At 40.8% G+C, this 14108-nt stretch carries 13 protein-coding genes and 2 pseudogenes; 7 read left to right on the top strand and 8 right to left on the bottom strand.

The window, feature by feature from the left end; genetic code table 11:
- Positions 1 to 223: 223 nt before the first annotated feature.
- On the top strand, positions 224 to 349 hold the full coding sequence (locus IPK31_20500) for a twin-arginine translocation signal domain-containing protein (protein ID MBK8090103.1): 126 nt from the start codon (positions 224 to 226) through the stop codon (positions 347 to 349).
- Here the strand turns inward: IPK31_20500 and IPK31_20495 are convergent.
- Positions 346 to 1890: pseudogene (locus IPK31_20495) on the bottom strand (Fic family protein). The gene IPK31_20500 and the pseudogene IPK31_20495 overlap by 4 nt on opposite strands.
- Before the next feature lie 337 nt (positions 1891 to 2227).
- Between IPK31_20495 and IPK31_20490 the strand changes: the two are divergent.
- Positions 2228 to 3847 carry an amidase gene (locus tag IPK31_20490; GenBank protein MBK8090102.1) on the top strand — a complete coding sequence of 540 codons (1620 nt, stop codon included), beginning with the start codon at positions 2228 to 2230 and terminating at the stop codon, positions 3845 to 3847.
- A 475-nt stretch (positions 3848 to 4322) separates the two neighbouring features.
- Here IPK31_20490 and IPK31_20485 read toward each other — a convergent pair whose 3' ends face one another.
- Positions 4323 to 4652 (bottom strand): hypothetical protein, encoded by a 330-nt coding sequence (locus IPK31_20485; GenBank protein MBK8090101.1) that lies wholly within the window; start codon positions 4650 to 4652, stop codon positions 4323 to 4325.
- A 350-nt stretch (positions 4653 to 5002) separates the two neighbouring features.
- Between IPK31_20485 and IPK31_20480 the strand changes: the two genes are divergently transcribed.
- Positions 5003 to 5620 (top strand): hypothetical protein, encoded by a 618-nt coding sequence (locus tag IPK31_20480; GenBank protein MBK8090100.1) that lies wholly within the window; start codon positions 5003 to 5005, stop codon positions 5618 to 5620.
- 10 nt (positions 5621 to 5630) lie between these two features.
- On the top strand, positions 5631 to 6518 hold the full coding sequence (locus IPK31_20475; GenBank protein MBK8090099.1) for a hypothetical protein: 888 nt from the start codon (positions 5631 to 5633) through the stop codon (positions 6516 to 6518).
- A 171-nt stretch (positions 6519 to 6689) separates the two neighbouring features.
- Here IPK31_20475 and IPK31_20470 read toward each other — a convergent pair whose 3' ends face one another.
- The 4 genes from IPK31_20470 to IPK31_20455 form a co-directional block, all read right to left on the bottom strand.
- Positions 6690 to 7355 (bottom strand): radical SAM protein, encoded by a 666-nt coding sequence (locus IPK31_20470; GenBank protein MBK8090098.1) that lies wholly within the window; start codon positions 7353 to 7355, stop codon positions 6690 to 6692.
- The gene (locus tag IPK31_20465) at positions 7309 to 7803 is read right to left on the bottom strand and encodes a hypothetical protein (GenBank protein ID MBK8090097.1); all 495 of its coding nucleotides are present in this window, start codon (positions 7801 to 7803) and stop codon (positions 7309 to 7311) included. Before IPK31_20465 ends, IPK31_20470 begins: the two co-directional genes overlap by 47 nt.
- Positions 7804 to 8058: 255 nt before the next feature.
- On the bottom strand, positions 8059 to 8778 hold the full coding sequence (locus tag IPK31_20460; GenBank protein ID MBK8090096.1) for an SGNH/GDSL hydrolase family protein: 720 nt from the start codon (positions 8776 to 8778) through the stop codon (positions 8059 to 8061).
- A gap of 32 nt (positions 8779 to 8810) precedes the next feature.
- Positions 8811 to 9644 (bottom strand): RNA-binding protein, encoded by an 834-nt coding sequence (locus IPK31_20455; GenBank protein ID MBK8090095.1) that lies wholly within the window; start codon positions 9642 to 9644, stop codon positions 8811 to 8813.
- A gap of 219 nt (positions 9645 to 9863) precedes the next feature.
- On the opposite strand from IPK31_20455, the gene IPK31_20450 reads away from it, so the two are divergent.
- The 3 genes and pseudogenes from IPK31_20450 to IPK31_20440 all read left to right on the top strand — a co-directional run bounded on the left by IPK31_20450 (position 9864) and on the right by IPK31_20440 (position 12657).
- On the top strand, positions 9864 to 10025 hold the full coding sequence (locus IPK31_20450; protein ID MBK8090094.1) for a hypothetical protein: 162 nt from the start codon (positions 9864 to 9866) through the stop codon (positions 10023 to 10025).
- 149 nt (positions 10026 to 10174) lie between these two features.
- Positions 10175 to 11744, top strand: a pseudogene (locus IPK31_20445) (UvrD-helicase domain-containing protein).
- A 106-nt stretch (positions 11745 to 11850) separates the two neighbouring features.
- Positions 11851 to 12657 carry an ATP-binding domain-containing protein gene (locus IPK31_20440; protein MBK8090093.1) on the top strand — a complete coding sequence of 269 codons (807 nt, stop codon included), beginning with the start codon at positions 11851 to 11853 and terminating at the stop codon, positions 12655 to 12657.
- Positions 12658 to 12749: 92 nt separating this feature from the next.
- On the opposite strand, the gene IPK31_20435 is transcribed toward IPK31_20440, so the two are convergent.
- On the bottom strand, positions 12750 to 12887 hold the full coding sequence (locus tag IPK31_20435; GenBank protein MBK8090092.1) for a hypothetical protein: 138 nt from the start codon (positions 12885 to 12887) through the stop codon (positions 12750 to 12752).
- Positions 12888 to 12990: 103 nt separating this feature from the next.
- Entirely contained in the window at positions 12991 to 13422 is a 432-nt protein-coding gene (locus IPK31_20430) for a hypothetical protein (GenBank protein ID MBK8090091.1), read from the bottom strand.
- Between the last annotated feature and the right edge of the window lie 686 nt (positions 13423 to 14108).

Here is a 14108-nt window from a genome sequence, read left to right as displayed (position 1 = left end):
CTAATACGTTAAAATCAATCTTCTTCTATTAATGCTTCCTGCATTGCCGCACAAGAGTGCGACGCAAGGAACGATGCCATGAAAAACAATAGCTGACAGCCAACTTTCATTGCTCTGCCGTGGCGAATGACGTTAACGAGAAACATTCATCCTGTTTCCCAAACCCAGCATAATTCAATAGATTTGAAACAGCCAAATTTTTCACCTCCTCAATGCAATCATCATGAACAGAAGAAATTTTTTGAAATCAGGTTCTGTTGCCGGTCTCGCCATTGGCACTGTGTCCATCGCATCCTGCAATACAGGAACCGATAAAGAAAAATCAGCAGCTAAACAACGGGCATTTTAAATTGTTGCAACCGGAGTTCCTTTTAACCCTTCACTTACTAAGTAAGATAAAAATTTCGCAAAGGGTTCAATATCGGCACGTACACTTGCTTTCTCCAAAGCTTCCATATACGTTGTACGTTCTTCAACCGGTATTACCGTCCATGGGTAACCACCAGATGCCAGCATTACGTTCATTAAAAACCGCCCCATACGTCCGTTGCCATCCATATAGGGATGAATAAATACAAACATAAAATGACCGAGTACTGCCCTTACGGAAGCTTCGGGTTCATTTTGTAACAGCTCAAATAAGGCCGGCATTGCATCTCGCACAGCATTGTTGTTGATGGGTACATGCATGGAGTTGCTGATGTAAACCTGCTGGTTTCTGTAACCGGCCAGATCGGATGCTTTTAAAATTCCGGCAGCTACACTTGCTGCAAACAGTTCTCTGTACCAGTCGCCATGATCTGCATCAGCAACCTCTCCGGCATTTTTTCCTGTTAATATTTTAATGATAGTTTCCCTTACCTTTTGCGTAGCCTGCCAGTAACCACGGGCTGCCATTGCATCTCTTTGTTTTTTATGTTCCTCATTATTGTTACTGTCCCATGCACCGGTTCGCACATTTTCAATCAATTGAGGCGTAACCTGATACCGCTCTATTGATAAAGAGTTGTAAGCATCTGTTGTATATATATCCTCCACCTGCTGCATATAGTTTTCATGATCATTGGGCAGCCCCGGAGCTTTTGGAAAATACTTTATAACAGTGTCTCTCATTTCATGCCACATCATCCTTATCCTGTTTACATAGGGCGATTTTTCTTTTGCTGAAAGAGCAAGAGCTGTGGCTGTTTCAAATGGATCTGTTTCTTTACTTTATAATCTGCTGATTGCATTGTTTTAACAATATCATCAGCAATTCTGCTGTTCCCGATATTCCGAAAGGCACCTGCAAGCCGTCCTGCAATTACTGTATGACCTCCTTCAAGAAGTATTTCCAGTATTTCGGATGAATCGCCAATCATTGCCAGACAGATTCTTACATCCCTTGCATTTGTTTTGAATACGGATGGCGTAGAATATACAAGTGCAGATGGAAGCGTTAACATTCTTATTCCCTCTATTGTAACTACTGCAGCTTTTTTTGGAAGCGGAACCCCCCAGTTCCACAAGGAAGTTTCATAAGGCAGCGGTGTAATATGATTTGTTCCTTTTTCTGTTCGTATTATCACCTGCTTTGGTACCGTCCAGCTGCCCGAATGTATCTGCAATGATTGTTCGGGAGATATGTAATAAGCTTCTCCGTATCTGTTAGCTAAGAACTGTGCACAAAAATGCCAGTACGAAGCATACCAGGAAGTGCTGTCGCCTTGCTTTTCATCAGGAGGTGTTGCTATATACCATCCTTTTACAACCTCTTTAATAAATCCATTTTTAAAGGCGTACCCGATGAGTTTCGCTTAATTGAGCTGACTTTATCGCTATTATTCCCTTACCCTGAATTTTTTTAAGGACTTCGAGTGATGCTGCTAATTTTTCGCTTGCTGTTGCCATACTTTACATTTCTAAGTAAAAATCGGTTTTTACGATTACCAGGTTTTGGTCATGCACGATTACCAGGTTTTGATCGTGTGTGATTACCAGGTTCTGGTCATGCACGATTACCAGGTTTTGATGCTAAAAATAGTATAAAATATTGAAATTCAAAACCATTTGTGGCAGTATTTTGATTGAATCGGCAGGTAAAATTGCTAAGAAAACTCAGAAAAGGCCGTGTTTTCGGGTAAAGGTCAGCCGATAATAAGCAGGCGTATTCCAGGCATTCTGCAAACCCATCATAATTCAATAGATTTGAAACAGCCAAATTTTTCACTTCCTCAACGCAATCATCATGAACAGAAGAAATTTTTTGAAATCAGGTTCTGTTGCCGGTCTCGCCATCGGCACCGTGTCCATCGCTTCCTGCAATACTGGTACCGATAAAGAAAAAGCAGCAACCACCACATCCCTGCCCGATGATTTTGCACTGAACGAAATAACCATTGATGAACTGCAGCAGAAAATGCAGAACGGCGAATACACAGCGAGGTCGCTCACCGAACTGTATCTTAAACGCATTGAAGCCATGGATAAAAACGGTGCGGCCATCAACTCCGTGATTGAACTCAACCCCGATGCCCTTTCCATTGCTGATGAAATGGACAAAGAACGCAAGTCAGGAAAACTGCGTGGACCCATGCACGGCATTCCTGTACTGATTAAAGACAATATTAATACCGGCGACAAAATGATGACCACGGCAGGTGCACTTGCACTGAAAGGAAATATTGCATCGAAAGATGCATTCGTCATTAAACAACTGCGGGCAAGCGGTGCAGTGCTGTTGGGAAAAACCAACCTGAGTGAATGGGCCAATTTCCGTTCCACCCGATCGACCAGCGGATGGAGCAGCCGTGGCGGACAAACAAAAAATCCGGTGATGCTTGATCGTAATCCCTGCGGATCAAGTTCGGGATCAGGTGCAGCCGTGGCCGCTAATTTTTGTGCCGTGGCCATTGGTACAGAAACCGATGGTTCGGTGATTGCACCTTCTTCTTTCTGTGGTATTGTGGGTATGAAGCCAACGGTTGGTTTGGTAAGCCGCAGCGGCATCATTCCTATTTCAGCCACACAGGATACAGCAGGTCCCATGGCAAGAACGGTGAAAGATGCAGCGATTCTGTTAGGAGCCATGACAGGTGTTGATGCGGATGATGCAGTAACGAATGAAAGCAAAGAACATCTAAAAACCGATTATACAAAGTTCTTAGACGTCCATGCACTGAACGGAAAACGTATTGGTATTGAAAAAGCATTTCTGACAGGACATGAAGGAATGGTTGGATTATATAAGTCGGCCATTGAAGTATTGAAGAGCAAGGGCGCTGTGATTGTGGAAGTGGAGCTGTTGAAATTGACAAGAGAAGCAGGTTCGGGAGAACTGGCAGTGTTGCAGTATGAATTTAAAGACGGGGTGAATAAATATCTGTCAACATCCAATATAAACATCAAATCACTGGCTGATGTGATTGCGTTCAACAAAGCGAATGAAGCAACGGCCATGCCTTATTTTAAACAGGAACAGCTGGAGCTCTGCAATGCAAAAGCGGGGTTAGACAGTAAGGAATACATAGAAGCCGTAAAGAAAACAACATCGGCGAGGAAGATCATTGATGAACTGATGCAGAAAGAAAAACTGGATGCGATTGCAGGTACAAGTATTGGACTTGCCTGTTGTATTGATTTGATTAATGGTGATTATGATACGGGATTTTATTTTTGTCCGCCTGCTGCCATGGCGGGTTATCCGCATATTACTGTTCCTATGGGTGCGGTGCATGAACTGCCTGCAGGGTTATCGTTTATTGCGGGTGCTTACAAAGAAGGTGAATTATTTGCTCTTGCTTATGCATTTGAACAGGCAACGAAGAAACGGATGGCGCCGAAGTTTTTTGAAGACGGGGTTGTATGAGAGTAACAGAGGTAATTTTCAACACAGAGGAAAGGAGTAACAGAGTTGCGCAGAGAGATGGTGAGTAGTTGGTCAGGCGACCAACAAAGGCAATTTTCAACACAGAGAAATGGAGGAACGGAGTTGCGCAGAGAGATGGGAGTAGTTGATCGGGCGAACAACAAATGTAATTTTCAACACAGAGGAAAGGAGAAAGAGAGTTGCACAGAGAAAGAAAAACAAAACCCCGGTCTTTGCAGAACCGGGGTTTTATTCAAATCAAATCAATTTATTTTTTCCGTTTACGCTGGTATTGCAAAACAAGATCAGCCTTGCCATCTTTATTAAAGCGCCATGTTTCCTGGTAGGCAGTTGTATCCTTTACACCTTTTTTATCGGTACTGTAATCAACCACCCAGATCAGTACCCAGTTTTCTTTTTATCAGTACTGTAAACAGGCATGTATGCATCAACAGAATCTACAACGGTGGTAATATTAGCTCTTACTTTTTTTCCATTCGTTGATGAGGCTGTCTTTTGTTCCTGTAAAAGTGGTGCCATCGGCCCATAATGCAGTTACAGTGTCGGCAAAGAAATCGCCTAATCCATCAAACTTGTTGGCTTCCCAGTTTTTCCAGCTGTGGAGTACGGCTTTATCGGCAAGTGCCATATCGCCCATTTCAAATGCATTGGAATAATTGGCGGCAAACATACCGGCCGTTGGGGTTTTCGTTTCTGTTGCTTTGGTTTCGTCTTTTGTGTCGGCTGCGTTTTGACAGGCAACGGCAAAAAGGATGACTGCTGCAAGCAGGGCAAACTGTTTCATTGTTTGAATTGTTTATAATGTGAATAAAGGGATAGGGGGAACTAAGGACAACAGGTGGCTTTATCTTGAGGTGTGTATTAAGAAAGAGTCACCGCTGTAAGTGAAAAGTAAGATATAGTAATTTTTTTCAGGAATGAAATGTTTGAGAAAAAGAGTTGGAAGAAATCAACACAGAGGAATGGAGGAAGAGAGTTGCGAGGAGAGATTTACAGGTTCATGCAGTTACGAATATGGCGTGGAAATGGATATACGCCCAAAAAGATAGCAGGAAACAGGTGAGCTTTTCTTTTTGATTTACTATAAACCCCGATTTTTATTTTCTATCTTTCTAAGACTCAAACCTTCCTGCCATGACGAAAATATTTTTGAAAGCCATAACAGGCCTGTTTCTCACAGCAATTATTTCGGGTTGTGCTTATTACAAATACACAAAGAACAGACAGGACAAATATTACAAATCAGATAAACCTGATCAATGGAAAGAACTGGATAAAAGGAATATACTGGTGGTACATTCTGGAAGTACATTGAAAGAAATATACGATGTTACATTGAATAAAGAAACGAATGTCATAACAGGTAATATCCGCCCTTTGGATGCTACAGCCATGTACTATTACAATAAAATTATGCAGGATGAAGATAGCATTGCAAGAAGAGAAAAGAAGCGGGTCAGTAAAATCGCTACCAAACAAGTTCATTTTTTTCTGAAAAAAGCAGAAATACCCGACAGTACCACTATGAAATTTGTTTTAAGCGATATTGAGAAAGTTGATGTATCTGAGCAGGCCGATGTAAATATTCTGATTAATTTAGGAATTGCGGCGGGAATAGCAGCTGTGGGAGGTGGCGTTTTTTTATTAATAGCCTGTAACTGTCCTCATGTGTATGTTGATAACGGGTCAGGATTACAGATGAATAATTCGATGTACACAGGCGCAAAAGCGCCTCAGCTGGAACTGGTTTGATTACAAACAATTGCCGGACTACTTTAAAGATTCTTCCAGTTTCTCTTTAAGTATTGTAAACGAGTTAAACGAAAATCAATACACCAATATGCTTGAATTGATGGTTGCAGTACATACAGAAAATGTTGAAATTGTAGCTGATAAGCAGGGTAGTTTACATACCATACAGGCTCCTCAACTTCCTGTGCAAGCGGCAGATAATAATTCAAACAGTATACTGAAAGACGTTTCGTTATCAGACAAAATTTCTTATAAATTTAATGCTGATAACAAATCAGAACTGAGTGAAGCGCTGTTAACGTTTAAGACCCCCGAAGACAAACCTTTACACGGGAAATTAATTTTACGACTGAGAAATTCCCCGTGGTCAGCCCATGTGTATCATGAATTTATTACGCTTTTTGGTAAAAATTATTCAAAGTGGGTAGAGAAGAATAAAGATCAGACAAAAGAAAAGCGGGAATTATGGATGAGAGAGCAGGGTATTTTACTGCAGGTTGAAGTTAAAACCGATAAAGGCTGGCAAAGTGCAGGAGAGGTTGATTTGATGGGCGAAGCGAATTTTAATTCCATTGTTGTCCCGGTAAAAATTCCACCTTCTTCAAAAAACCTGGAAATCAGACTTCGGTCAGGATTTATGTTTTGGGAGCTGGATTATGCTGCTGTTGATTTTTCTCCAAACCAGAAAATTGAGATACAGAAGCTAAAACCGCAATCTGCAACAGGAAGTGACGGGCAGGACTTTACTCAGGCGTTAAGTTTTGATGATGATCTATATATGGAACACATGGGCAAAGAGTCTTCAACTAAAGTAACCTTTAAGTCATTACATACAAATCCTGAATTAAAACGAACATTGATACTTCGCAGTAAAGGGTATTACATTTCAAAAAGATGAGTTTACCGGGAAGACCCATCTGAAAGAATTAAAGAAATTTAAGAACCCAGGGCAGTTGTCAAGATTTTCACGTGATCTTTATTTTGATATCATCAACAGAACAGCAAAGAATTAAAGAGTGATTTTGATTCACTGCCCATGATTAAAAAATGAATTTGAACAGAGCAGAATTTATTCTGCTTTACATAAAGCAACCTCAGTTTGATGAGCAGTTATTTTTACTTTGCAGAAAGGGCAGGGAAATAACGTGCCGTCATAATCTAAGAGTGCATAAAATTTCCCCCCGCCACATGGCATTTTTTTTCTTGTACCTGCCGGAAACAAAAAGGTTGGATAAGCAAAGTATTCACGGTTAAAATTGTATTTGTTGCTTAAATTCTGCAGGTAGTCTTTGTGTGATTGATGCAGTTCAACATCTTTATCCTGGTAATTGCCTACCGCTCTCGGTTCTAAAATATTTACAACCGGCACTTCCAGTTTTTTAGCTAAGTCAATAAGTTTTGGTATACCCCCCGAATCAATGTAATGCCTGGATGGACATACGTTGATTGCAACAAATATACCTGTAGCGTGCAGGTTTTTGATTCCCTCTAAAACCCAGTAATAGGAGTTTTTATTACCCCTGAAGGTATTGTGTCCTTCTTCAAGATGATGATCAAGGCTGATGGCAGCACCATCTAATCCGGCTTTTTTCAGCTGCTGTGCTTTTTCAAAAGTTAATCCATACGCTGATGTATACACCCACTGGTTGCATCTTTCTTTAAAATGTGCCAGAAATTTCAACAGATCTTCAAAGCGGCTTAATGGTTCTCCACCGGAGTAGATTAACTGGCCCACACCTTTTTTGAACAAAGGGTTCAATTTTTTCAATAAACTCATCGAAAGTAAAGGGCATCCCTGTTATACAGTGTTGCGGCTTCACTGCAATGTTCGCATTGCAGGGGACATCTTTGGTGATGGCAATGAGCAGCCTCCTGATCGTTTGCTCATTACCGGTAACAGGTTGTAATTCGAGTAAATGGCTTTTATAAAACCTGTTAAAACCTGCAGATGGCCAGGATGGATGAAACATATCCCATACATACCTGCCATCAATTTTATAAGCACGAACAAGGTTTTTGATATCAAGCATATTGCTGATTCTTCTGATAAGCCTGACGATGACTTTAAAAGATGTGAACGGATTTCTGTAGATTTTGCAACCAATCCACCAAATATTACACATTGCCAGAATGCGGACAATATGATATTCCAATTCATGAATTCTCCTGTATTTCGATATCATGTATTTTATTTTTAAGATACCTGAACCGGGGTTGCTCTTTTTTGTTGCAAATGCTACATGTTATTTGAAAGTACTCCGGCAAACCAGCACTCTTAAAAATATAAAAAATTTTGCTTTAATTTCAACTGATTCATTTATTAAGTACAACGGGCTGTCATTAAAGTTTTGCAGGTTCATTAAGCCCTTTTTATATCTTGTTCAGCAATCTGCAACGGCGAAGAGATCCTGCTTTACATTAAAAACAAAACAGCTTCTTTATTTCAAAACGGGTAACATCAACAGACCTAAACGATCCGCCCATTTTTTATATTCAGAACCGGAAGGATGCAGCCCATCCGTTGCAATCAGTGAAGGGTTATATCGTGCTTCACGGGTAGAAGGAGTAATATCTAAGTAAGCACAATTGTAAGATGCGGTTACTTCTTTATTGATAGCGTTGAACCAGTCAATTTCCAAACGGATGCGTGCTGTATCATAACCGGCAGCAAAAGGAGTTACGCTGTAATCGGGGATAGAAAGCACAAATACATTTTCTTTTTTACCTCTTGCAAGCTGAATGGCTCTTTCTAATAGCAGCGTAAAACGCTGACGGTATCCGGTTGTATCATGTGTTTGATACTGATCGTTTACCCCAATGAGCAAACTCACCACATCATGGTTTACCGGGTTTTGAACATTGAGTGCGCTTTGGAGGCTGTTGGTAGTCCAACCGGTGGTGGCCGTAACATTTAATACCGTAAGATTGATGCCACTGAGTTTTAACCAGGCGGCAGTTTGATTGTGAAAACGGGCGGCTTCGGGAACACGCTGCCCGATTGTATAGGAATCGCCTAAAGCAAGATATGTTTTTGCCGGACTGGTAAGAACAGGAGGAATTACAGGTGGTACATATGGTCTTGGCGCTTCATACCCCTTCTTTTGGTTGCATGCAAACAGGAGCTGAAAAACAAGTATGATGGAAATAAAGCGATGCATTATTATAAATACGAATAAACCGGCTGTTTGGTTCAACTTTCCAGCAACTTCATTCCTGTCTTCGTCAGTTCAATCTTTTTTTCCTTGTAGAGTTTACCCACCGTCATCTTGAAGGTTTTCTTACTCATACCAAATACTTCATAGATTTCTTCCGGTGCTGATTTATCATGGTAAGGCAGGTAACCGCTTTTTTGCTTGAGTAGACGCAGGATCTTATCTGCTTCATCTTCTACTTTCTGATAACCGGGTTTACCAAGGGCAACATCTATTTTATTATCGGGGCGGATGGTTTTGATAAATCCTTCCAGTTTATCGCCAATGGTAATATTCTGAAATACTTCATTAAAGTATAAAAGTCCGAGGTGTTTGTTATTGATGATAACAGCATATCCCAATTCCGTTTCACGGAATACCAGCAGTTCCACCAGTTCCAGTTCTTTTACGGTGAGTTCTTCATTGCTTAATCCCTGTTCAATATATTCTGTTGCTGCAACTCTGCCGGTTTGCTCATCAATAAAGAGTTTCACTAAATAATCACCGGCCAAACGCATGGGGCTGATCTGTTTGCTTTTGGGCACAAATAAATCTTTCATCAAACCCCAGTCTAAAAAAGCGCCCTGCGGCGTAGTTGATACAACCCGCATCAGTGCTATATCGCCAACCACTGCATTAGGATGAAGTGTGGTGGCAATCAATCTTCCTTCTGAATCATGATACACAAATACATCCAGCTCATCACCCACTTTTGCATCTTCAGGAACAAAACGCTTGGGTAACAATAAGCCTTCTTTGCCATCGTTTAAGAAAGCACCCGTTTGGTTAAAACGTTGTACCTGCAGCCTGTTATAATCTCCAACTTTGATCATGTGAGGGCGAAGATACAAAGAAGAAGCCGGGCTGAGAGTTTGAAAGGGAAGGCGACGCTAAGAGTTCAAAGGAGGGAAAAGAGTTAAAGGAGGAAAACAAAAGTAATAAGGCAAAAGAGGTAAAGGCGGGAGGCAAGGAGTGAAGGCAAAGGGAAAAGAGTTAACTTTGAATTGATTGCAGAAGCAATCAGTATAAACAGAAACAATAAATCCTCAGTTATGTCATTGTTCAATACAGGCAAGAATAAAAAAGATAAAAAGAAAAGCACATTACCCGCTAATAAGTCAGCGTTTATTGGTCCAAAGGGTGGCGGTAAGGCCAATACCAAAACATCCAGCAGTGCAGGCAAGCATGTAGGTGGTGCACAGAGAGGTGCTTAACTTCTTTTCCATACCATAGTTTCTCACACAAAAGTTTACCCAGTTAGCTTGCTGTAAATTGCAGGCTTCTCTTCTTTTGGCTCAGCTTTGTTTTCCTTCAACAGGGATTCGACAGGCTCAACCTGACAACAGGAAGACATTTACAATTTATGATTGATTATTTAAAAGGATTGAATGAGCGGCAGCAGGAAGCGTGAAGCATATTGACGGACCGCTGATGATTGTGGCGGGTGCAGGCAGTGGAAAACAAAAGTGCTCACAACAAGAATTGCGCATTTAATGGCGCATGGAGTTGATGCATTTAATATTCTGGCACTGACCTTTACCAATAAGGCGGCCAAAGAAATGAAGGAACGTGTGGAGCATATCCTGGGCAACCACGAAGCAAGAAATTTATATATCGGAACATTTCACAGCGTGTTTGCACGCATCTTACGGAGTGAAGCAACCAAGATGGGCTATCCTTCCAACTTTACGATTTATGATACGGATGATGCAAAGAGTGTGGTGAAAACGGTGATCAACGAAATGAACCTGGATGATAAACATTACAAACCATCTACTGTTTACAACCGGATCTCTTCTGCAAAAAATGCATTGGTGGGTCCGGCAGAGTATGCAACGGATTATCATATTCAGCAGGAAGATATGCGGGCCAACCGCCCGGCCATTGCACAGATCTTTGATTCATATGCCAAGCGTTGTTTTAAAAAAGGGCCCATGGATTTTGATGATCTGCTGATTAAGTTTTATGAGTTGCTGAACAATTTCCCCGAAAGTTTAGGCAAGTACCAGCGCAAGTTTAAATACATCATGATTGATGAGTACCAGGATACCAATCCTGCCCAGTACGAAATCATCAAGTTGCTTGGTGCCATGCATGAAAATGTTTGTGTGGTGGGTGATGATGCACAAAGTATCTACAGTTTTCGTGGTGCAACCATTGAAAATATTTTACAGTTTCAGAAAGATTATGATGATGTGAAAGTGGTGAAGCTGGAACAGAACTACCGAAGTACGCAAAACATTCTGAAAAGTTGCCAACGAGGTAATCAGTAATAATAAAAACCAGATTGAGAAAATCCTGTTCACGAAAATGGAGAAGGAGAAAAGATCAAGCTGATCAGAACAATGACAGATAATGAGGAAGGAAAGTTTGTTGCTGATACCATCCAGGAACAGAAGCTCCGCAATCATTACCGTAATAAAGATTTTGCCATTCTGGCCGCACCAATGCACAGAGCCGTGCATTTGAAGAAAGTCTGCGCCGCATGAATATTGCCTATATAATTTATGGCGGTATCAGTTTCTATCAACGCAAAGAGATCAAAGATTTTATTGCATACATGCGGTTGATCGTGAACCTAAGAGATGAGGGAAGCTTTAAAACGGATCATCAACTTTCCTGCAAGAGGTATTGGTAAAACAACCGTTGATAAAGCAGTGTTGTTTGCGAATGAAAATAATATCAGCATGTGGGAAGTGCTCACAAGAGCTGCACAGTTTGGTTTTCGTGCAGGCACTCTGGAAGCGATTGATGGTTTTGTAATCATGATTAAAAGTTTTGCCAGCATGCTGCAGAAACACAATGCCTATGAAGTGGCGGTGCATGTGGGCAAGCAGACGAATATTGTAAAAGAATTATTCAACGATAAGAGTACAGAAGGTTTACAGCGTTATGAAAACATCCAGGAATTATTAAACTCCATTAAAGAATGGGTGGATGATACGCAGAACAGGAACCAGATTGATGATGATGGAGTGGTGTTACCCCTCCGCCCCCTGAAGGGGGAAGTGCTAACTCACAAAGCCAGCTTTTCAACGAATCAAATATAAATGCAGACTCTCCACCCACTGGCGGAGAAATTCAGAGGAGGCTTTAGGGGCTGTTACACTTGGTTCTTATTTACAACAGATCACATTGTTAACAGACGCAGATAATAAAGATCCCGATTCGGACAGTGTAAAACTGATGACCATTCATGCGGCAAAAGGATTGGAGTTTGGCTGTGTGTTTGCTGCAGGGCTGGAAGAAATGTTATTCCCCAATGCCATGAGCATTAACACAAGGGAAGAACTGGAAGAAGAGCGACGTTTGTTTTATGTGGTGATCACAAGGGCAAAAACAAAACTCTGGATCACTTATGCTAATACCCGTTACAAGTTTGGACAAATTGTACAAAATGAGCCAAGCCGTTTCTTAGATGAATTACCCGAAGAACAGGTAGATAAAAGTTTTGCAGGTGGTGGCATGAAAAATCAGAACACAGGATTTGGCAGCGGTTCTGCATTTGACCGTATGAAAGGCTGGGGTAATAAAACGGATTATAATGATGCTGCTCAGGTGGAGAAGAAATATGGTGCTCCACCAAAGAAACAAAGTTCAACACCCTCTTATATAACACCGCCTTCACGACCGCAAACAGTGGAACATAAACCTGCTGCTGATTTTGTGGCGAGTGATACCAGTAATTTGCAGGAAGGACAAAAAGTGGAACACCAGAAATTCGGTTTTGGTGAAGTGATGAAAATGGAAGGCAGTGCACATAACCCTATTGCTACTGTGAAATTTGAATTGAACGGTGAGAAAAAGATTATGCTGAATTATGCAAAGCTGCGGATCATTGACTGAAAAAATTATAACAACAGAAAGCCACAGAAATTCCTGTGGCTTTCCTGTTTATCATAAAAGGAACATGGGTTGCATATTGAAAATAAAAACTGCTACCATTTTATACTGCCTATAATTTCATCTACTATCAAAGGAAAACGCACCTGATCTTCTCTTAATAATCCAACACTGATATAAATAATTTCTTTTGCATCTGCATACCAGAAATGACGTTGATGCATCAACTCCATAAAGAAGTGCTCCGTTGTTTTAAATTGTTTACCACCGATTACAAAATCGGTAATTGGATTTGCTGGGTATTAATGGCCGGATTCATGCGGGTAGTCAATTGTATCAGCTGTTCAATAGTAAGCTTTCCTGTGTTTGGTGTACGGATAATCTGTATAATTTCGATTTGTTTGTACTCCGTAAAACCAGTTTGTTATCTGTTTGTGCCTTGCTCATAAAAATTGAGTTGTAACGGCCCAGCTTATAATCCCATTCCCAGGGGTATTTCAGTGCTACTTTCGGAGGCTGTGTTTTCAGGTGTTTCCATTTCTGAATACCAACAGGCGACAGATAATTTTCAATAACAGGAACAAGCCATTGCAGAGCCTTCTTCTCAGTTGTAAAACTGTCTACCTGTGTTTGACCCATGAGGAAAGTTGCTTCGTATGATGTAGCAATGGCAATTCCTCTTGTATCATTATTATGCCATGTTTTGGGAACGATCATCCCAATCAACTGTTTGTGCATTATAAAGATAACGGTGAAGTCCTTCGGCAAGCTCAGCAATTGTGTCAATGGTAACGCCTGGAGGTAAACGCAGACTTTGTGCAGTAATGCTGTTACAGAAAGAGCAGTAACAGAATGTTTCGCAGTTTTTTCATAATGAATTATTGTTTACTATTTCAACCCTGCGGTTGAGTGCTTTGCCTTCTTCTGTTGTATTAGTTGATACAGGGCATAAGGATGCGACTCCATCTGAACCAAGACGTGCAGGTTGTTTTGCCTGTTGTTACCAGGTAATTTTTACAGAGAGCGCTGTCTTTTGATAGTTTGCTGTTATTTCCAAAACGCCGGTATTGTCTTATGACCAACGACATAAATCTTTACCGTTGGATTGGCATTGAGATAGTCAATTACTGTCTGCAATGCTTTTTCCGATCTCGGGTTTTATGGTAGCTCTATTTACATCGAACAAAATGCCGTACAAAGCAATTTTCCATCACGGTCAATTCCATACTTCATATTTACTTCAATATCCTGTTTCATTTCGTCTACTTCCACAATGATAATTTCAAAACCTCTGTCATCTGTATCAACTGCATTGTCTATTTGAAAATAAACAGTCTTGCTTTTTGCTTCATTTTATAAAGCTTTTTGTTTAATGCAAGTGATTCGCCTTTTGCTTTATAACGGCATTGTAATAGTTGGTGTGAATCTGTACACCACTGAACAGGCGTGCTTCT

The organism is Chitinophagaceae bacterium, assembly GCA_016713085.1.
In the GTDB taxonomy this organism is placed as follows: domain Bacteria; phylum Bacteroidota; class Bacteroidia; order Chitinophagales; family Chitinophagaceae; genus Lacibacter.
This window is presented reverse-complemented; position numbering and strand designations above follow the sequence as displayed.

Excerpts from the sequence above, each read along its gene's own strand:
- IPK31_20480 (MBK8090100.1), top strand. The coding sequence starts at position 5,003 with ATGACGAAAATATTTTTGAAAGCCATAACAGGCCTGTTTCTCACAGCA.
- IPK31_20455 (MBK8090095.1), bottom strand. The coding sequence starts at position 9,644 with ATGATCAAAGTTGGAGATTATAACAGGCTGCAGGTACAACGTTTTAAC.
- IPK31_20450 (MBK8090094.1), top strand. The coding sequence starts at position 9,864 with ATGTCATTGTTCAATACAGGCAAGAATAAAAAAGATAAAAAGAAAAGC.
- IPK31_20460 (MBK8090096.1), bottom strand. The coding sequence starts at position 8,778 with ATGCATCGCTTTATTTCCATCATACTTGTTTTTCAGCTCCTGTTTGCA.
- IPK31_20490 (MBK8090102.1), top strand. The coding sequence starts at position 2,228 with ATGAACAGAAGAAATTTTTTGAAATCAGGTTCTGTTGCCGGTCTCGCC.
- IPK31_20485 (MBK8090101.1), bottom strand. The coding sequence starts at position 4,652 with ATGAAACAGTTTGCCCTGCTTGCAGCAGTCATCCTTTTTGCCGTTGCC.
- IPK31_20435 (MBK8090092.1), bottom strand. The coding sequence starts at position 12,887 with ATGGAGTTGATGCATCAACGTCATTTCTGGTATGCAGATGCAAAAGAA.
- IPK31_20500 (MBK8090103.1), top strand. The coding sequence starts at position 224 with ATGAACAGAAGAAATTTTTTGAAATCAGGTTCTGTTGCCGGTCTCGCC.
- IPK31_20465 (MBK8090097.1), bottom strand. The coding sequence starts at position 7,803 with ATGATATCGAAATACAGGAGAATTCATGAATTGGAATATCATATTGTC.